Below are 18,119 nucleotides of genomic sequence, written 5' to 3'. Positions count from 1 at the left end.
GCAACACCGTCCCGTGATCGCGTGCGGTGTGTTTGCGGGACGTGAGTGGGACGTTTCCGAAACGTCAGTGGCTCCGGGAAAAGTGGTGTCCACACCGCGGGAAGGGCTGAAGGAAACTCCCGCACGAAGCGCAGGGGGATCCAGATCATGCGTACGTCCCGGATTCATACCGCCACCCTGGCCGCCGCCACCGCCGCGCTGGCGCTGGGCCTGACCGCCTGCGGCAGCGCCGACAGCGGCTCGACGGCGGCGGGCGGCGACAACACCGCCGGTACCGCGCAGAGCCGGTCCGCGTCCAGCGGGCAGGGCAAGGGCGGCGCGCAGCAGGCCAGCAGCGGCGGTGATGCGAAGGTAGGCGTGCGCTCGGCGGCCGCCTCGGGCGGCACGGGCAAGGGCCGGGCGGCCGGCGCCCGGCCGTGCCGCGGCGATGAGATGCTGGTCACCGCGGTGCACCGGTTCGCCGGGCAGCAGGGCGACCACCTGCTGGTCACCATCTCGAACGAGGGCGCCAAGCCGTGCTGGGTGACCTCGTACCCGGCCGTGAAGCTCGGCGGCGATGTTGACGGTGCCGCACTGCCGCGCTCGAAGAAGGACGCCCCGGGCGGCGGCAAGCGCATCACGCTCCGGCCCGGCGGCACGGCATACAGCGCGGTGAACCTCTTCGACTACGGCTCGAAGAACCACACGGCGCAGTCGTTCGCCATCGCACTGCGCGGCGCGGACGGTCACGCCGGCCCCTTCTACTCCGTCGACGTCAAGGGCGGGAAGCCGCAGTTCAGCTGGAACGAGGCCGACGTGCTGAACTGGAGCACCAAGAAGCCGTACAACGTCTGACGGGCATCACGGCGTCGGTGTGCCTGCGAGCGTGTCCAGCCGGGGCCGTCTTCCGGCGCTTCGGCCGGCCGCACCACCACACGCTCCCGGAGGCGCCCGGCGGGACCTCACCGTGCTGGTGCTGCCCCGCCGCACGATCCGCTGGAGCTCCTGCCCCTCCTGCCCGGTGCGCCTGCCGGCCCCGGACCGGCTCCGCTGGCGCCTCCAGACGCCGACGGACGGGCCGCCCATCCAACCGACTCAAGGCCAGGGGCACCAACCCAGTGATCGTTTCCGGTCACAGCACCAGCTCCCGCCCTGCCTGCATGGCGCCACGACCAGAAAAGGCACACAGAAGCGTCCTCAGGACACAACCTTGCAACTTCTCGCCGGGAAACAGGTGCCGCATACAACGGTCCCGCAAAGAGCGGTACCGAGCGGCCGGAGCACACAGCTTCGAGCCCGCCGGCGGAAAGCGGCCACCCCCGCGGGGCGTGGCCGACGATCAAAGGAAAGAGAGAAGAAGAATGCGCAAGTTCACCCGGGCAGCCGTTGTCAGCGCCGGCCTCCTGGCCCTCTCCGGCGCCACTGCCGGAGCGGCCCAGGCCGCTCCGGCAGTGCACCAGGGCCAGGACATCGTGGTGCCTGGCACCACCATCGCGGACTGCCAGGCCGTCGGCGACAAGCTGGTCTCGCAGAAGCTGATCGTCTCCTACGCCTGCATGGTCAACCCTGACGGCACGGTCTCGGTCACCCCCTACTACAACGACTGACCGCCGCACAACAACGGGCTGCGTCGCCCCGCCATCAGCGGCGCGCCGCGGCCCCGTCCAGCCGGACGGCGGCTCCATCCCTTACCGGGGCAGGAGCCGCCGCCTGGCGTGCGGCCCACACCCGCCGCACCGCCAAGGCGCCGGTCACCGGCGAGGACATACAGCGCATCGCGCCAGGGCGGTTGCGGCCGAGCCGCCGTGACCGAGTACTCGCCCGGATGCGGTTCTCCTGCGCGCCCTTACGGGGAGGAACTGTCAGTGCCCGTTGAGGCGCTTCGCGCGCATGCTTGGGGAGTAGGGGGAGGGTCCAGTGCTGGACGATCTTCTGGTGGTGGGGTTCGACCTTCAGACGCAGACCGAGGTTCACATCGGCGAGAGGCCGCTGGAGCAGTGGCGAGTGCTCGGCTACGGGCGGCGGGAGACAGTGGTGTGCTTCTACTGCTGGCGCGGCATCGACGCCCCGATAGGAACGAAGGTGCCGCTGCTGGCCCGCGGCCGGATCGGCGGCCTGGTCCGGCCGCACTTCGCGCACCCGGCCGGCACCGCCCCGCCCGGCGGCCACCGCCGTGAGACGGTCTGGCACATCAACGCCAAGCACCGCCTCGCCCGCTGGGCCGCGGCCCTGCCCAACGTCACACGGGTGCGGACGGAGCAGTGGACACCGGAGCGGGACCGGCGCGCGGATGTCCACGTCGTCCTCGACGACGGCGCCATCCTGGCGCTGGAGGCTCAGCGCGAGCTGATCACCGACGAGCTGTGGCAGGCCCGGCACCGCGACTACGCCGCCGCTGGCGTACGGGATGTGTGGTTCATGCGCCCGGATACCCGCATCCCGCACGTGCTGTTCGCCGAGGGCACCCCCGCCTGGACGCTCTACCACCGTGACGGTGAGGCCGAGGCCCGGCTCGGCCAGCCCCACGGGCGCGGCCCCCAGTGGTGGACGAAGGACCTGCGCCTCTACGCACTGCACCACCCGCCCTGCCCCGGCGATCCGGTCGTCCGGGAACGCTTCTCGCTCGCCGAACTCGGGCTGAGCGCCGACGGCGTGACGTTCCCGCCCGCGATGACCGCGCGTCTGGCCGAACAGGTCACCCGTGTACAGCAGGACGCCGACCAGGCCCGAAGGCAGCATGAACAGGCCAAGCGGTGGCGGCGTGAGGCCGCCGCCCGGCAACCCCGCAGGCGCCCCTGGAACCCAGGGCCTCTGCCGCCCCTGCCTCCGCCGCCGGAGCGGCCGGCGCCCGCGGGCACACCGGTCTGCGAGGTCTGCCGCCGCCCGCTCAGCAAGGCGCTGGCCCGCCACGGCCGGCACATCCTGTGCTGAACGGCGGTCCCCTGCGAGTCGCTCAGCGCCGTGAGGCCCTCTGGCGACCGTTTTCGAACCAGCATCAACAGGGCACCTTCTGGTGCGGTGTGCTGCTCGGGGAAGTGCGAAATGACTCCGCAGGGTCCCGCACGCCGGCCGTGGAGCGCATCATCCGAGCCTGACGTACGCCACCACCGCCGCACGTCGTCGCCGGGCCGGTCTTCCGTCCTGGTCTCGGGTTCCGGGGCGTGCAACATCGGTCTGGTCCTGCTGGCCAACCCGCTGCGAGGCATTGCCCCGGGCCCGACTCGTGCACGTCGATCAGTACTGCCTTCGGGCCGACACCACATCGCCGCGGAGAACGCCGCGCTGATCACGGCCAGGCCGAGATTCCGATCGTGAAGTTCTGGGGGTGACGAACACCTCGCCTTTGTGGACGGCCTGCGGTGTCGTCGGCAGTCCCACCTGCGCACGGTAATTGACCGCATTCCGGTGAATTTCCGCGTGGGAAACGACACACCACCCCTGCGTGCCTTGGGCGGGCTGGCATCTTCCCCGCGCGCCTCTAGCCTGATCGCATGTCCTTGAGCACCGACGAACGTGCGCTTTTGACGTTGATCTCCGCCTCACCTGAGCCGGTGGTGATGTCCGACTTCTTCCACGAATTGAGTCCGCCCGCCCCGGGGATGAACGAACGCCACCCCGGCCATGAAGAGTGGCTGCTGCGCCAGATCGAGTGGCACCGTGTGTCCGTCCGGCTGTGGCAGCAAAATTACGTCCGCATCGTCGCCCCGGCTAACGGTGAACGCGGTGACATGGTCAAACCCACCGAGGTCGGCCTTACCGCCCTGACCGCATAACGGTCCGGGCGCCACGAGGAGATGTGTCGTGCCGTTGGCCCACCGGGGCACGCTGCGGCCCTCCGGAACCGAGTTCACGGCAGTCGAATACACTTCGGCAGCGCCTTCTCCCGCTACCGCCTGCGGCTCATTCGGGACGGGTGAGGATTTGAGATCGAGGGGGCCTGTCTGGTCATCTTTCTCATCTTGGGGCTGCCGCTTTTTTGGCGGCGAGTGTTCGTTCCCGGTGCGGGATCTTCGCCTCTGCGCTCGTTCCGTTGCTGTAGCGGACGACGCATCGCTGTCCCGGCTGGGCCGGGCACTGCGTGCACGAGATGTCGATCCAGGCGGTCGCCGGATCCGCTCCTGGAGCTACGCGCCCGCGTACCGGGGGAGGGGTCTGTTTGCGTGGCCGGGGTGGGCGTTTGGGCCGCTTCTTGGCAGATGGGGCGCATGAGGCGTGGACGGGCTTGCCCCGCGTCCGGGGCGCCTTGCTGTACGCGGTCGGGAACTCGGTCGTCGGGTAGCCGCAGACCGCACAGATCAATGGCCCCCGCTTAGGCTGTCGTTTCCCGGCGGTCTCCGGCTTCTGCGCGGGCACAACCTGCGTTGTCCCGTCCGCGCGGGTGATCGTGACGGCAGAGGCCGGCGGCACGCTGTAGGAACGAAGACGCGGGGTGGCCGTATGGGTCTGGCCCTTGCGACCGCCCCGGCCCTTACGTCGGCTCATGCCCACATAACCTGCCGCCCAGCAGGCTGGTTGCGAGGCGAAGGCGAAAGGTGCTCCATCCGGAGCAGTCGCGCATTTCATCTCGTACCGCCGTAACGCTGAGGCTGATGCTCCGACTGGTGGAATCGTTCAGGTTTTCGCGTTCCTGGGGTGCAGGCATTTCGTTGGGGCGGGCAGACCAGATGACGTCGGGAGGCGAAGACGGTGGGCCGGAGAAAGCCGGGAAAGCAGCGTCGGCCGCGGCAGGCGGCGTCCTACAGTCTGCACCAGTTGCAGCCACCGGGGGATCTGTACGCGGAGTGGATTCGGGTACCGGCGGACATGGATTTGAGTCACGTGCGGGCGGATCCGCGGCTGGACGAGGACTCTCGCGACTTTATGGAGAGACTTGTAGTGATCGCACCCCACTACGGTGGCGAGGCGCCGATGGCTGCTCTTGTCCTCGACTCCGCTATCGACGCCGGCCATCTCGGAGTTCTGGAAGGACCCGATGGCGGCCACATCTTGCCCCTGCAGCAAGCCGCTGAATCCATGGGGGCCGACTCCAATGCCGTGCGGGACAGCATGCACCGCCTGCACGCCCACGGTGCCTTCCTCGTGGAGGAGTACGAGGACAAACCTTTCATCCGTTCGTCGCCAAGCGGCCCGACCGCCCGGGCGATCAGTGGCTGTTCGTCGGTGACGAAGCGGCCGCCAACCTTCCTCGGGTATGCCTTCCTCGAGGCGCCTCCGAGGCTCTTACGGCCGAGGAGCTCTCGGCACTGATGTATATGCGAGCCAAGCAGGCGGAGCTGGACCGCCCGGATCCGGAGGAGTACGGGGCCTTCGACGGCGTCGGCGGCACCGAGCACGCGAAGGAACTGTTCGCCGCGGTCGAGGCGACAGGCTGGGCGGACCAGCGAGGCTGTGAGGCCTGCCCTGCAGGCCACCTCTGCACGAAATCGGGCACATAGACAAAAGACGCCGCGAAACCGGCAGCGCCTTCGCTGGCCGACCGTGCGGTTCTGCCGTTTCATCCGGTCGGCGCTGGGTGCGTCCGGTTTCGAACGCGTGGCGTATCGCTCAAAAGGACGGTCTCTGCCGGCCTGGCGGCGTGGTCCCCCAGGCCAGGAGGACACCGACCCGATGCCGTACGCCGCACACACGCACGAAAGGCGACGAAGCAGTGGCGACAGCGACGGGCGGGCCCGGACGGCGATGGATCGTGCGTCTTGATCCCTACGGTCGTCCTGCGGCGGGCGTGGTCGTCATCAGCTGCAAGGGCAACGGCTCCTGCCCACCGGACCCGACACGTTTCCGAGACCTGACACTGGCCCGGATCAGGGCGCGGGAACATGTGGGGCGGCACATCGCCGAGGCGGGCCGGCCACGGCCAGATGCCAGGTGCCGTTGCCGCTGGGACCAGTGCTCCTGGCACGAGTCCAGCCGCCTGTCCCGGTGCAGCGGCCCCACGGCCCTCGTGCTGATCTTCGACCGCTTCGACCGCGTATGGATTCTCGCGGAGACCTGCGCGGCATGCGCTGAGGCCATCCCCCGGGCCAAGGTGCTGAGCGGTGGCCACACCCCGCCGCCCGCTGTCCCTCCGCCTGCCGCGGCAGAACCGGCTCGGGTCGTCCCCAGCGCCCGGCCCAAGATCTCGGACGGCGAGCGTGCCCGCAACTGCCCGGTGTGCGCGGCCGCCGCACACGCTCTCCAGAGTGGCGCCGAGGAGGACCCCGGAGACAACTTCGCTGGCGCCCCGCAGCGGGGAAGCACACCGGCCGTCTTCGGCGAGTACGCCATGGATGTCCTGGAGTACCTCGACCACGCGGGCGTGGGCACCAGTCCCGAAACCCGCGTCGCCGCACTGATGTGTGCCCTGCGCGCCCGGTCGGGTGGCCACTTCATGCTGGCCCATGAGGACCTGGGCGAGCAGCGGTGGGACCTTCCCGACGCGGCACTCACCGAACTCATCGGCAGCGGCTGGCTGGATGCGTCCTTGGACCAGATCCGGTCGGCAGCCCGCCCCGGACCCGCTCCTGGAGCCGTCCAGTGCCGCATCCCCGACCTGGGCCAGGGCACCAGCCGAATGGGGCTTCCCACGAGCGCCCGGCCCCGCTGCAACGGATGGGCTCAGCGCCTGTTCGTCCACCCGCTGCTCGCGGGCCAGACGGCGGGCGTGCGGCTGGGGGCCTTCTACATCACCGCGAACTGCAAGGAGACCGGGCGCGGGCAGATCCGCCCCCGGGAGATGGCGGCCTTGTGTTGCTACACCTCCCACGCCTTGGCCGTCCCGGTCATGCGCCGGCTGCTCCGTGCAGGCTGGCTGACCCGATGCGAACCAGCTGCCCGGCCCAGCGCCCCGGTCAGTGTCCTGGTCTCCCAACGCGTCCGGGAGTTCGTACCCGGCGCGGTACGTGCCACGCAGGCCTCGCGGAGCCCAATGCCTGCCCCCATCAACTTGAGCGGTCGTGAATACGCCGTAGCGCGTTGGGTCGACGAGTACGTAACCCGGCACGGCCACGGCCCTCGCATCAGAGACCTGATCGCCTCCCAGTGTCTCGAAAACCCCGAGGCTCCCTGGGTCGAGGCGCAGATGTGGCGGGCCGCCCGCGAGCTCGCCGATACCGGGTGGCTCCGGCTGGACGGAAACCGGTGGTACCGCATCCGGCCCGGCGCGAGTTACGAGCGCCGCCTGGCCCGCCGACGGAGCATCGGCCAGCAGCCGGGCACGCCTCCCCGAGGCGCCCCGGCCTCACCGCACCACAGCACATCCCTCAGAGCACCTTGCTCCAGCTCTTCCGACCCGGCTTGCCTCGACATGCCAGCCCAAGCAGCACATCAGCCACCGGCGTCCCGAGCGGCAAGCGAGGACGACGAGAGCCGTCTCAGCGGCCTGTGGCTGATCCCGGGAGCCGAAGCCGTCCTCGGCCCGCGGCCCGCATGACCAGGCCCTCGTGCCACGGCCACGCCTGCGCCACCAGGCGCCCATACGCAGAACGCTCGGAACGTGAGAAGGGGTCGATCCTACCGGAGCGGCCACGGAAATGAGGAACGTGTGAGCCGAGCTGTACTGCCTGCCGTCCGGGAGCGGGCACGCGCCCGCACCTGCCCGGACTGCCGCGCCATGCCAGGGCACAAATGCGCGCCCGACCGAGCCGGCCGCTCTCAACTGCACCGAGGCCGCATCCGCGATGCCCGGTCACATGCTGGCGTGGTTGGCAGCGTGCGCCAATCGGACCGGAACAGCGAACGGATGCGCTCGCGGTGCGGGCCACTGCCATGTGACGAAGTCTGAATGTGACGGGGGTGATGAGACGAGGAGGACAGATGACCCCCAGTTCGGGACAGCGCCGCGAGCGGGCGACCGGTGCGGCGTGGGCTGCCGAAGACGGCACAGGTGCCTGGTCAGTCGACTGGCAGGTGCCGGAGGCCGTTGAGTATGCGCTCTATCGGGCTCCCTGCGATGGGAACAGGAAAGAGCCGCCGACTCCCGTGGGGCAGGCGCCCCGTGCGGCGGATCTGACTTTGGACGGGCCGCCGCAGGCACATGAGTACTGGGTTAGGGCCAAGGACGCCAAGGGCCGGCTGTTGGCCCTGTCGGCGGTGGGCACGGACGACCCAGCAGAGCCCGCCGACATGAACGCAATGATTGCTAAATGGACCAAGTGGCCCGACCTGGCCCCGCACGACCCCGACAAAAAAGAAAAGATCGGCGAAGCAAAGGTGGATACGGTCAACGGCCGCATCCGCACCACGCAGAAATACCGAGCCACCAAGACGCCCGAAGCGATCGTCACGTTCAACCCGAACGTGAACATGGTTTTCCCGGGTGCCATCGTGCAGGCACTGCCGGCGATTAACCAGGGATACCTGGAACCGGCCGGAGTGGAGGACTCCGACCGAGCGGACCTGGGCGTGACGGTGGATGCTCTGGTCGGCAGGAAGGAGACGGCCTCGCCGCCTACAGCGAGCAATGTCCTGGCAGCGATCGGAAAGGTTGTGGGTGACGGGTCCCCCGGTTCCTCCGATATCGTCTACCGCCGCGTCGAGGGCTACACAAGCATGGAGGTGGCCCTGGAGCTAGGAATCTCGGGAAAGTACGGAGGCTTCGCCGCTTCGCTGGACGTAGAGGGAAAGCGAAAGGAATCACAGAACACCATTCTGGTGTATCTGCGCGAGCGCGCCTTCACGGCATTCTGCGACATGAGCACCCCCAAGGCCCTCTTCAAGCCCTCCTTCACCAAGCAGAAACTCAACGAACTGGTCAGCCGCGGCAAGATGGGCCCACAAAACCCGCCGCTACTGGTCTCCAGCGTCATCTACGGGCGCATTCTGACCTTCACCCTCACCTCGAAGGAAACAGAAACAGAGATCAACGCCGCCCTCAAAGCTAGCTACGAGGGTTTCGGATCCGGCTTCTCCGCCGAACTGAAGGCCCGCTACCAGGCAATCATCCGGAACTCCGAGATCAGCATCGTCGGCCTGAACGTCACCCCAGAGACCATCAAGGGCCTCCTGGTCGACGGGAAGCTCAACGCCTACTTCTCAACCAAGCCGCCGTTCAAGTCCTACAAACCCATCGGACACACCCTTCACACCCTCGACGGCGTGCCCGCCAAAATGAGCGAGACCACCGAGTACGACGCCGTCTCCTGGGCACCCGCCCAGGTCACCCTGAAATTCAACAAAATTCGCCTGCCGGACATGTCCGAGCACGACCTCGACTCGATCACCCTCGACAAGGGGGCTACGATCACGGAAAAACCGCTCACCGCAAAGCGCCCATACGTCAAAGATGCAGTGATCTGTGTCATCACCGGAGCCCAGGCCGGAGACGACCACTACATCGGGGAGACACCTCTGACGACTAACGGCTGGTTTGCCGACGGATCGAACACCTACAACGGACAGGTGAATATGATGCATCTCGAAGACTTGCTTTTGTACACCGCAGAGAGGTAACCATACCGCCAGCCCCGGGTGCGGCGGCAGGCCACACTCACCATACGGCTGCAGAAGCTTCGGCACCGGCGATCCGCAGCGGGCGGTGGCCTTTCCCGTCGAGCTGGGCAAGTTCGCGTGCGACGCGCACGTGCAGCGGTGATCGGGTAACGCTTCGATAATCAAGGAGCCGGAAGCCACAGGGCTTCGGGCCTCTTGCCGCGTTCGGGACCAGAGGCTCGCCGCGCCGTAGGCGGCCCGGTGAATTCTGAGCGTTTTGAGCGGTCTCTACGCGCGCACGCGCAAAGGACCGCCGCTCGGCGCCCGAGGCCAGGCCCTCGGCCAGCGGGCATTCGGGCGACCACTCGGCGCGGCCGCGGCCTGCGGTCGGACGCGGCCGGGCACGGTGGAACCGGGGCCGGCCGCGGCTCCACCTCCTGGAGAACGGAGAAGAGACGGTGACGACGGTCGCGGACAACACGATGGGCGAGCAGCTCGCCGACAGCCTGCTGCAGGGCGTGGACAACGAGCAGATGCGGGCGGCCACCAAGCTGTTGGGTCGGCATCAGGACGGGTACTGGCTGCGGCGCTTCCTGAGCGAGGAGGAGTCTGAGGCCGGTCCCTTCGCGCGCATCGACCGCGCGGGCACGCAGCCCAGCATCAACTGGTTCGGCGTCGCCACACATCTGATCGGCAACACCGTCGGCGGCGCCTTGACGCACACTCCCATCGTCGGCTCGCGCAGCGAGCTGGCCGTGCTGAGCATCGCGTCGTCTCTGGCGGGCGGCACGCCGGTCGAACTGCGGGAGGTCCTGGCCCCGCTCGACGACGGGGAGCTGCGCCTGGTCCTGCGGGCCCTGCAGGAGGCCACGTACAGCGAGGACGCCCAAGAGCACTGATCCTCTGCTACCGGACGTCCACTGGGCTTGATCGCGTCACCGGGGAGTGTGGAGGTAGCCGAAGCCCCCCTCAAGACGGCACGCGGTACATACCCGTGCCCGGCCTATGCGGTGCGCAGATGATTGCGGCGCATAGCGACCAGGGCACGCCAGCGGTCACGGGTGTGCTGTTCGTCATCGAGCCATCGCGGCTGCGGACGGGATGCGTCGGCGGGGAGCGGGAGGCCGGCCATGAAGTGGGCGATGTCGACGTAGTAGGCGTAGTAGTCCTCGCGGGTCAGCTCCCGCAGCCGGCCGATGCTGTCGGCGAGCGCCGTGTGGTGGTCGCGGACGGCGTGGTGGAAGGCGAGGGCCAGCTCGAGCTTGGCGCGGCTGAAAGCGAGCCCGGAGGTACTGATCTCGGCGGTGAGGACCTGGGCGCGGTCTTCGACGCCGGTGTCGGTGCCGGCGTCGCGCAGGAGGGCGGCGATGCGGGCATCCAGGGTGGCGGCGCGCAGGTCGACGGCGGCCAGGAGGTGCTCGGCGAGGTCGATCTCGTCGTCGGCGGTGGCCGGGTCGGTGAAGGCGAGAGTGAAGGCGCGCATGGCCTGGGACATGGCGACCTCGCCCCGCTTGCCGTGCTCTTCGCCTTCCCGCCGCGCGGCCTGGAACGCCTGCGCGGCGCCAGTGATGTCGCCCTGGACCCAGCGCACGTCACCTTCGACGCGGTGGTGACGGCCTTCCCAGCCGAGGTGTCCGGTGGCGGCGAGGGCGATGGGGAAGTCGCCGGCGAGGCGGGCGAGGTGGGCCAGGCCGCGGCGGGCGTTGGGGGCGAGGCGGCCGCCGCCGTCGGCGACATGCTGCATGCCCGTACGGGAGTCGGCGGTGCGGCCGAGGTCGCGGTGGGCCTTGGCCCGGTAGTAGACGGCCATCTCGTGCAGCTCGGTGGGCAGCAGGCCGGTGTCGATGACCGTGGTGAGCCGCTCGGCGGTGCGCTCGCGGTGCTCGTGCTGGCGGCGGGCAAGGGCACTGAGGGTTTCCACCAGCGCGTCCGCGGCCGTGCTCAGCCCGGCGGCGGCGCTCTCTCCGTCGGCGGGAGGCGCGAGGGGTTCCCAGATCGAGTCGCTGATGTAGTGGAAGGCGGCCTCCACCAGCCAGCCCAGGTCGAGGCCAAAGTCGCGGGCGAGGACCAGGGCCTGGCGCAGGCAGCCGACGAGCAGGAGGCGGTTGTGCGCCGACGCGGTGCTCCACTGCTCGCCCAGCGCGGTGAAGGACCGCTGGGCGGCCTGCTGCCAGTCTCGTGCGGTCCAGGCGTCGTCGGTCTGGTCGTCGGCGCTGCGCAGGGTGGAGCGGATCAGGGCGTGCAGGTGGAAGGGCCACAGTCCGAACGGGTCTTCGCGCACGAACGGCCGCTCGGAAAGCCGTACGGCGGCGGCTTCGTGGGGCAGGCCGGCGGCGCGGGTGGCCAGCGGCACGTCGAAGGCGGCGAGCAGGCTCACCGAGCGCAGGACGTGGCGTTCGTCGGGGGTCAGGTCGCGGATGGTGCGGGCGATCAGGGCGGGGAAGACGTACGCGAAGTCGGCCGGCTCGGGGGTGCGGCCGCTGCGGCGGATCTCCAGGAACCGCATCACCGCAAGATCCAGATACAGGGGCAGGCCGTGGGAGCGGCGGGTGATGGTCTGCCGCAGTTCGGCGCCGATCAGCGGTTCGTTGTCGCGGGTGAGGCGGCGGGCGAGGTAGTCGTCGCAGTCCTCGGGCGAGAAGTCGCCGATCAGTACCTGCCGCGTACGGCCGCCGTCGTTGGTAGTGGTGCGGGCGTGCGGGACGGCCGCGGCCTCCAGGCCGGGCCAGGCGGCGGGGCCGGTCCAGTCGAGCTGGCCCGCCAGGGCCGCGTCGGCCCACTGCAGCCGGCTGCGCCCGGTGATGACGAAGAAGGCGTTGGGCATCAGCCACACCACCCGCTGGATCAGCCGCTCCAGATCGCGGTGCGTACGGTCCCCGGTGTCCTCGAAGGTGTCCAGCAACACGACCGGGACCACGGCCTTGTCCGCGGGCAGCTGGGCGAGCTCGTAGGCCAGCAGGTGCGGGTAGTACGACAGCGCCTCCAGGTCCGGTTCCGTCTCCAGCAGGTCGGCCAGGCGCGCGCAGCCGGCCAGCGCCCGCACCGACTGGCGGCGCTCGCGCAGGGCCCGCACCAGCGCCCCGGTCACCTGCCCGACCGCGGTGGCCACGGAGCCGGGCAGCGCCAGGGCGGCTGCGGCGTCGCCGAGCGCGGAGCGCATCTGCTGCGGCAGCGCCTTGCCGAACTTCCCGGCCAGGCCGCCGCGGCGCAGGTACTCCTCCAGTGGTTCGCCGGGGTGGTGGTGTTCCCAGTAGCGGCGCAGTGCCAGGTCGAAGGCGGGCAGCGGGCGCCCGACCGTGGCGGCCAGGGCCAGGCGCACGGTGAGCACGAGGCGTTCGAAGTCGGTGCCGGCGGAGCGGGCGAGGTCGATGCGGACGGGCAACAGGCGGGGGTGCGCGGGCCAGGCCGGCTGGTCCCACTGGGCGGGCCGGTGCTCGTCGTCGGCGGCGAGGGCGGCTTCGAGCTTGCGGGACAGGGTGGTCTTGCCGATGCCGCCGACCCCGAAGAAGGTGAGGACGTTGCGGCGGGGCGCTTCGAGGTCCTGGACGTCGAAGCCCGCTTCGCGGATGTGGTGCAGGTGCTCGGTGAGCGCGTCGGTGACCGCCTGCCACTGGGCTCCGCGGTTGGTGAACGCCTCCACCGCGGCGAGCCCGCGGTCGTTCGAGGCGAACAGCGCTTTCAGATCCCGCCCTGCCACAGCAGCAACCCCCTCATGATCACGGACCGCCAATCTATGCCCCACCGGCCCTGGCGGGGGCCGGTCCCGGCCACCTGCCGTCTCCCGTACGGGCGGGCGGTTCTTGGACAATGGCGGAGTCAGTCCCGCTTGTGAAGGTGATCCCGTGCCCGACGAACCCGCCATTCCCGCCAGCCCCTCCCCGGCAGGAGGCGGGCCTGCGCCGTCCGATGCCGGTGCGGTGCACGACCTCGTACGCCAGGTGATCGCCCTGTACACCGAGCGGATCCTGGCCGAGCGCCGGGCCACGTACCCGGACGACGGACGGCTTGCGGAGCTGATGGAGCGCCAGCGGGCCTGTATCGCCGACCAGCAGCGGCTGCGCTCAGCCGAGCTCGGCCCGGCCGAGGTGGAACGGATCGCGGCGCACTACGCGGCGCTCCACGCCCGGCTGACCGCCCCGTAGTCCGCGGTCCGCCCGGTGCGGGGTGCGGGCAGCGGCAGCCGTACGGGCCCGGCCGGGGGCGGGAGCCGGGGCGGCTGCAGGTGGAGGGGCATCAGCGGCCGGGCCAGGGCGAGGATGCCGGCCAGTTCGTTGCGGTACTGCGGCAGGGCGGCCCGCAGCGTGCGGTGGGCGGCCAGGAAGCCGGCGGCTTCCCGCGCGGTGTAGGGCCGCTGCCGCTCGGCCGACAAGGCCGCGGCCGCGCGCCCCGGGCCCGCCGAGGCCCGGCTCGGGGTGCGCTCGGTGCGATAGACCGCGGTGTGGTCGCGCCGCAGGACCAGGACCGAGGCCACCGCCGGATGCTGCTCGGCGATCCGGGCGACGCCGGCCAGGGCGGTGTAGCAGCGGTCGTGGCCGTGCCGGGTGGTGAAGCGGCCGGGCAGGCCGTGCTGGACCGCCTGGGCGTAGCGGTGGGCGGTGCCCTGGCGGCTGTCGGCCGCGCGCACCCCCAGCAGCACGACCTCGACGCGGTAGCCGGCCTGCTCGGCCGGGATCGCGCTGCGCAGGAAGTCCTCCGGGCTGCCCGGGGCCATCTCGATGACCAGATCGCCGCGGCGCCGGCGTACGTACGCCTCGGCCTCGGCCATCCAGGCCCGGTAATCCGCGCGGATCGCCGCGCCCGCGCCGCGCGGGCTGTCCTGCAGCAGCTGGTGGTAGTCCGGGTGCATGGCCTTGAAGTCATCGCCCGACAGCCGCACCGGACACCGGCCGCGCAGAGCGTGCTGGACGACGGTGGCGGCCGCGGTCTTGCCCGCGCCCGGCTGGCCCATCACGTACACGGCGACGGGCTGCTCCTGGGGGACGATGTCGCCGAGGTAGCCCGGGACGATCAGCTCGTTGAAGATCCAGTGGTGTTCGTCGTGGGACAGGCGGTGGTAGTCGACGCCCGGCGGCTCCTCGCAGGCCTGGGCGATCCGGCGCACCGGTTCGGACAGGGCGAAGGCCCGCTCGATGCCCTGCGCCACCGCCAGGTGCCGCTCATGGGAGATCCGTTCGGGGTGCACCCGCTGCTGGATCCCGGACATCGCCTGGCGGAATCCCCGCGATTCGCGCGCGGTCCAGGGCCGTAACCTCTCCGCGGCCACCGCCGCCGCGGCTCCTTCGCCGCCGTGCGCGGCACCGTGCAGCTCGATGCCGGCCAGTACCTCGTGGTCGCGGCGGAAGACGGTGACGCGGTCCGCCAGCCGCTCCGCCTCGATGACCTGAAGGGTGTTGACCAGGGCGCGGCTGCACAGGTCGTGGTTGCCGAAGGACACGTAGGGTCCCGCGCCGGCGGCTTCGACCTGGCCCACGTACCGCTCCAGCACGCTGAGCTGGCTGATCGCCTCCGGCACCGCCAGGACCGCGACCCCGATGCGGTGGCCCGCCGCCCGGTAGGCCGCGGCCGCGGCGCGGAATGCGTCCGCGTCGGCCAGCGCGGTTTCCACCACGGCGTCCAGCCGGTGGCGCCGTACGTACGCCTCCACGCCGTCCTGCCAGCGGCGGGTGTCCGTGCGCACCGCGACCCCGGCGTGCCGGTCGTCGGCGGCCAGCAGCGCCGCGTAGGCCGGGTGCAGCGCTTGTACAGGTCACTGCCGATGCGCACCGCGCCGCCGCGCCGCGCCAGCACCGCCTGGAGCAGGTCGGCGAGGGCTGTCTTGCCCGCGCCCGGGGGGCCGGCCGCGAACGCCACCACCGGCCGCTCCTGGACGACGGCGTCCTTCGTCCACACTGGCAGGATCAGCGTCTCCAGGATGTCCTGGTGCTCCTGGTTTGCCAGCACGACCGGCGCCACGTCGGCGTCTTTCACCGGGCCTTACACCTTTCTGAGCACGTCGTACGAGATGCGGCTGGCCCCGGCGGCGTTCGCGCGGTGAGCCGGGCGGAGCGCGGGTCAGTCCCGGGCGCCGTAGGGGTCGGCGTAGGGGGCCACGGACTGGCGGACCTCCTGCTGGGCGGTGTCCATCCGGGGGCCGGGAGCGTAGAAGCGGGCCCGGGCCTTGCCGTGCGGCACCAGCCAGCCCAGGCGGACCAGTTCGCGGATGTCGCGGATGGCCTGCTGGTCGGAGAGTTCGGCGTCCTGCTGGTAGACGGTGCGGCGAACCTTCGAGCCCCAGAAGGCGGGCAGCAGCGCGTAGACCACGCGCTCGTCCAGCCCGGACTCCTCGGCGGCCTCGCCGAGATAGACCCAGGCGCGCGAGAGCAGGTCGGTGCGGCGCTGGGCCTGCTGGGCCTGGCGGTGATGGGCTTCGAGGCAGAAGCGGATCCACGGGTGGGTATCGCGCTGCGGGTCCCAGGCGGGGCCGCCGACCTGCTGCAGGACGCGGTAGTAGCCGTAGGTGTTCTGCCCGCGGCCGAGCCACTCCTCGATGGAGGAGAACTCTGGCGGCAGCAGGCTGTCGGCCTCGCGGGCGAACACCAGCGTGGACAGGGCGCGGGACATGGGCCCGTTGCCGTCCTTCCACGGGTGGATGTTGACCAGGTTCAGGTGGGCCATCGAGGCCCGCACGTGCACCGGGGCGTCCAGGTCCCCGGTGTTGAGCCAGTCGATCAGCTCCGCCATCAGCGCCGGCACCTCCGTGCAGGCGGGGGCGGTGTAGGCGGGCACCATCGGGTCGTCGGGACTGGTGACGAAGACGGGCCCGTCCCGCCAGCGGCCCGGCCGCTTGTCCGGGTGGTGGCCCTGCAGCATGAAGTGCAGGCCAGATATCAGGCCCGCGTCGTAGCGGAAGTCGTCACCGGCATCGGCCAGGGCCTGGATGTAGGTCATCGTCCGCTGGTAGCCCTCCAGCTCGACCCGGGTACGGTCGGCGGTCTCCAGCGGCTCCTCGCCCGTCATCAGCGCCTCGACATCGTCCACCGTCGCGGCGTAGCCCTCGATGGTGTTCGACCCGGCGATCGCCCGCGCGGTCAGGTTCCGCCGCAGCTGCCCCGACCAGCGGGGCTGGGCGCGCAGCACATGCCGCAGTTTCTGCCGCATTTCCTCGATCTCCGCGAGAACGCGGTGATCCTCGGCATCCAGTTCCGGAGTCCCATACAACATGCCACGATGCCACCATGACTAGATAATACTGTCAAGACGATGTGGTGGGTGCGCGTTGTGCAGGGGGCGGGGTTCTTGGTGGGGCCAGGCCCAGCAGCACTCGCGGAAAAACAACGGTGCAGAACCTGACCTGCGGAGATGCGAGACCTGGGGCGACGTGGACTGGGAGGGCGCCCCAACGGGCGGCCGCTACGGCGGCGGCCCGGCATCGGCGCGAAACCGGGCCGCCGTCCTGGTCCGGCTGTGGGGGAGAGCCGGAGTCCTGGACAACGCGGCCGCGTTGTCGACGTCACGCTGCCGCTGCCGTACGGCACCCCGGCGTCCCGTACCGGGTGGCCCGCCGCAGCAGCCGTCGTTCCGCATCGGTACACCCCCGACGGCGTCCTCGTCTCCACTGCCCGGTCTCTCCCTGTAGTCCCAACCACACCATGCGGCGGTAAGAGAGGAGCAGGGTGTCCTTCGAAGCGGACACCACCCGGCTCGGGCACCGTCCTCCGTCCGGCGGCGCACCGGACGCACCAGTACGCGAGGCGCCGGTGGAGACGGTCAACAGGCATCTCGCTCTGCGCGAGGGCGGAATGCCGCGATACGGGGCGCGACGGGGCCTCGACGAGGGTGCGACGGACGCTCCGTAGCCGCGACGCCGTCGCGGCCGTACCGCGTTCACCGCGGCGCATCGCGGTCTCGTCGCGGCTTCCGTCGGGGCACCGCCATACGCGTTGACGCAGGTCAGCTATCTCGTCAGCCCGCGCAGCACGCCCTGTCGGGGCGTACGGCCGCAACGGCGTCTCCCGGCCAGGTCGTCGCGTACCCCCGCTTGGTGAACACGCACCGGGCCTATTTCCCACTCAGGACCTTCCTTCGGGGCGGACAACGCCCCCTTCAAGAGCGGAGTAACCATGGACAACTGGTGGATGGACCTACTGCTGGACTTCGTGCAGCACCTGATACTGACCGTGGTGGGGTGGCGCTTAAGAGCCTGGTGCCATGCTCGTCGGCGTGCGGCCGCAGGCGTGCGGACTCAGGGTGGAGGCATGGCCGCACCGATCACCGTGCACCGGCCGGCGGACTCCGGTGGCCGCCGCGTCTCCGTCCGTACCTCCGGTATCGACCGCGACCTGGGCATCGCGCACTCGGACGCCGATGTCGAGGAGTTCCTGCGGCGCGCCGGGCTGCCGGAAGGCGCTGCGATCCTCGATGACCCCGGGCGGGTGGAATGGCGCGGGGGACGACCTCACGAGTACCGGGCGGACACCAGCGCAGACGACTCGCGGTGACCAGGTGGCGGCAGGCTCACGGGAAGGTGCGCTCGGCGGTGTCCTGCTCGTCACCGTCGGGCGCATGGATCGCGCGGGCAGTCCGGCGGATCACGGGACCCGGAACGCTCGCCGGTAGGCGCCCGGGGTCGTGCCCGTTGCGGAGCGGAAGCGGCGGCGCAGATTGACCGCGGAGGAGAGGCCGACGCGGGCTGCGATCGCCTCGACCGGCAGTTCCGTCTCCTCCAGCAGGGCGCGTGCCGCGGCCACCCGACGGGA

At 70.5% G+C, this 18,119-nt stretch carries 15 protein-coding genes and 2 pseudogenes; 12 read left to right on the top strand and 5 right to left on the bottom strand.

The window, feature by feature from the left end:
• Positions 1-147 precede the first annotated feature (147 nt).
• The 10 genes and pseudogenes from ACH4FX_RS41950 (at position 148) to ACH4FX_RS41905 (ending at position 10,283) form a co-directional block, all read left to right on the top strand.
• Positions 148-834, top strand: coding sequence for a DUF4232 domain-containing protein (locus tag ACH4FX_RS41950; protein WP_398487078.1), 687 nt, complete (start codon positions 148-150; stop codon positions 832-834).
• A 506-nt stretch (positions 835-1,340) separates the two neighbouring features.
• A complete protein-coding gene (locus tag ACH4FX_RS41945) occupies positions 1,341-1,586 on the top strand; it encodes a hypothetical protein (protein ID WP_398487077.1) in 246 nt (81 codons plus the stop codon).
• 310 nt (positions 1,587-1,896) lie between these two features.
• Positions 1,897-2,910, top strand: a complete 1,014-nt coding sequence (locus ACH4FX_RS41940; protein ID WP_398487076.1) for a competence protein CoiA family protein — start codon at positions 1,897-1,899, stop codon at positions 2,908-2,910.
• Positions 2,911-3,132: 222 nt separating this feature from the next.
• A pseudogene (locus ACH4FX_RS41935) lies at positions 3,133-3,339 on the top strand (Tn3 family transposase); the annotation flags it as partial.
• Positions 3,340-3,470: 131 nt separating this feature from the next.
• Positions 3,471-3,752: a hypothetical protein gene (locus ACH4FX_RS41930; protein WP_398487074.1), complete on the top strand. Its 282-nt coding sequence runs from the start codon at positions 3,471-3,473 to the stop codon at positions 3,750-3,752.
• Between the two features lie 1,102 nt (positions 3,753-4,854).
• Entirely contained in the window at positions 4,855-5,226 is a 372-nt protein-coding gene (locus tag ACH4FX_RS41925) for a hypothetical protein (RefSeq protein WP_398487072.1), read from the top strand.
• A complete protein-coding gene (locus ACH4FX_RS41920; protein WP_398487071.1) occupies positions 5,226-5,414 on the top strand; it encodes a hypothetical protein in 189 nt (62 codons plus the stop codon). Before ACH4FX_RS41925 ends, ACH4FX_RS41920 begins: the two co-directional genes overlap by 1 nt.
• 506 nt (positions 5,415-5,920) lie before the next feature.
• Positions 5,921-7,387 (top strand): hypothetical protein, encoded by a 1,467-nt coding sequence (locus ACH4FX_RS41915; protein ID WP_398487069.1) that lies wholly within the window; start codon positions 5,921-5,923, stop codon positions 7,385-7,387.
• A 383-nt stretch (positions 7,388-7,770) separates the two neighbouring features.
• A complete protein-coding gene (locus tag ACH4FX_RS41910; RefSeq protein WP_398487067.1) occupies positions 7,771-9,405 on the top strand; it encodes a thiol-activated cytolysin family protein in 1,635 nt (544 codons plus the stop codon).
• Positions 9,406-9,842: 437 nt separating this feature from the next.
• Positions 9,843-10,283, top strand: coding sequence for a hypothetical protein (locus ACH4FX_RS41905; protein ID WP_398487066.1), 441 nt, complete (start codon positions 9,843-9,845; stop codon positions 10,281-10,283).
• Positions 10,284-10,387: 104 nt separating this feature from the next.
• Here ACH4FX_RS41905 and ACH4FX_RS41900 read toward each other — a convergent pair whose 3' ends face one another.
• Positions 10,388-13,081 (bottom strand): ATP/GTP-binding protein, encoded by a 2,694-nt coding sequence (locus tag ACH4FX_RS41900; RefSeq protein ID WP_398487064.1) that lies wholly within the window; start codon positions 13,079-13,081, stop codon positions 10,388-10,390.
• Positions 13,082-13,226: 145 nt separating this feature from the next.
• Here ACH4FX_RS41900 and ACH4FX_RS41895 point away from each other — a divergent pair, with 145 nt between their 5' ends.
• On the top strand, positions 13,227-13,526 hold the full coding sequence (locus ACH4FX_RS41895; RefSeq protein WP_398487063.1) for a hypothetical protein: 300 nt from the start codon (positions 13,227-13,229) through the stop codon (positions 13,524-13,526).
• Here the strand turns inward: ACH4FX_RS41895 and ACH4FX_RS41890 are convergent.
• The 3 genes and pseudogenes from ACH4FX_RS41890 to ACH4FX_RS41880 form a co-directional block, all read right to left on the bottom strand.
• Positions 13,490-14,332 carry a zeta toxin family protein gene (locus ACH4FX_RS41890; protein WP_398487100.1) on the bottom strand — a complete coding sequence of 281 codons (843 nt, stop codon included), beginning with the start codon at positions 14,330-14,332 and terminating at the stop codon, positions 13,490-13,492. The two genes, ACH4FX_RS41895 and ACH4FX_RS41890, sit on opposite strands and share 37 nt — an antisense overlap.
• Positions 14,333-14,764: 432 nt before the next feature.
• Positions 14,765-15,234 (bottom strand): annotated as a pseudogene (locus ACH4FX_RS41885) (zeta toxin family protein); the annotation flags it as partial.
• A gap of 201 nt (positions 15,235-15,435) precedes the next feature.
• Positions 15,436-16,584 (bottom strand): Fic family protein, encoded by a 1,149-nt coding sequence (locus ACH4FX_RS41880; protein WP_398487061.1) that lies wholly within the window; start codon positions 16,582-16,584, stop codon positions 15,436-15,438.
• A gap of 1,034 nt (positions 16,585-17,618) precedes the next feature.
• On the opposite strand from ACH4FX_RS41880, the gene ACH4FX_RS41875 reads away from it, so the two are divergent.
• Positions 17,619-17,861, top strand: coding sequence for a hypothetical protein (locus tag ACH4FX_RS41875; RefSeq protein WP_398487060.1), 243 nt, complete (start codon positions 17,619-17,621; stop codon positions 17,859-17,861).
• Positions 17,862-17,951: 90 nt separating this feature from the next.
• Here the strand turns inward: ACH4FX_RS41875 and ACH4FX_RS41870 are convergent.
• On the bottom strand, positions 17,952-18,119 hold a 168-nt coding region (locus ACH4FX_RS41870; protein WP_398487099.1), incomplete at its 5' end, for a helix-turn-helix domain-containing protein.

It is taken from the genome of Streptomyces sp. NPDC018019 (assembly GCF_044327805.1).
Lineage (GTDB): Bacteria > Actinomycetota > Actinomycetes > Streptomycetales > Streptomycetaceae > Streptomyces.
This window is presented reverse-complemented; position numbering and strand designations above follow the sequence as displayed.

What these genes read in the sequence shown, in the direction of transcription:
- ACH4FX_RS41930 (WP_398487074.1), top strand. Translation starts at nt 3,471, where the DNA reads ATGTCCTTGAGCACCGACGAACGTGCGCTTTTGACGTTGATCTCCGCC.
- ACH4FX_RS41950 (WP_398487078.1), top strand. Translation starts at nt 148, where the DNA reads ATGCGTACGTCCCGGATTCATACCGCCACCCTGGCCGCCGCCACCGCC.
- ACH4FX_RS41910 (WP_398487067.1), top strand. Translation starts at nt 7,771, where the DNA reads ATGACCCCCAGTTCGGGACAGCGCCGCGAGCGGGCGACCGGTGCGGCG.
- ACH4FX_RS41920 (WP_398487071.1), top strand. Translation starts at nt 5,226, where the DNA reads ATGTATATGCGAGCCAAGCAGGCGGAGCTGGACCGCCCGGATCCGGAG.
- ACH4FX_RS41880 (WP_398487061.1), bottom strand. Translation starts at nt 16,584, where the DNA reads ATGTTGTATGGGACTCCGGAACTGGATGCCGAGGATCACCGCGTTCTC.
- ACH4FX_RS41945 (WP_398487077.1), top strand. Translation starts at nt 1,341, where the DNA reads ATGCGCAAGTTCACCCGGGCAGCCGTTGTCAGCGCCGGCCTCCTGGCC.
- ACH4FX_RS41875 (WP_398487060.1), top strand. Translation starts at nt 17,619, where the DNA reads ATGGCCGCACCGATCACCGTGCACCGGCCGGCGGACTCCGGTGGCCGC.
- ACH4FX_RS41890 (WP_398487100.1), bottom strand. Translation starts at nt 14,332, where the DNA reads ATGGGCCAGCCGGGCGCGGGCAAGACCGCGGCCGCCACCGTCGTCCAG.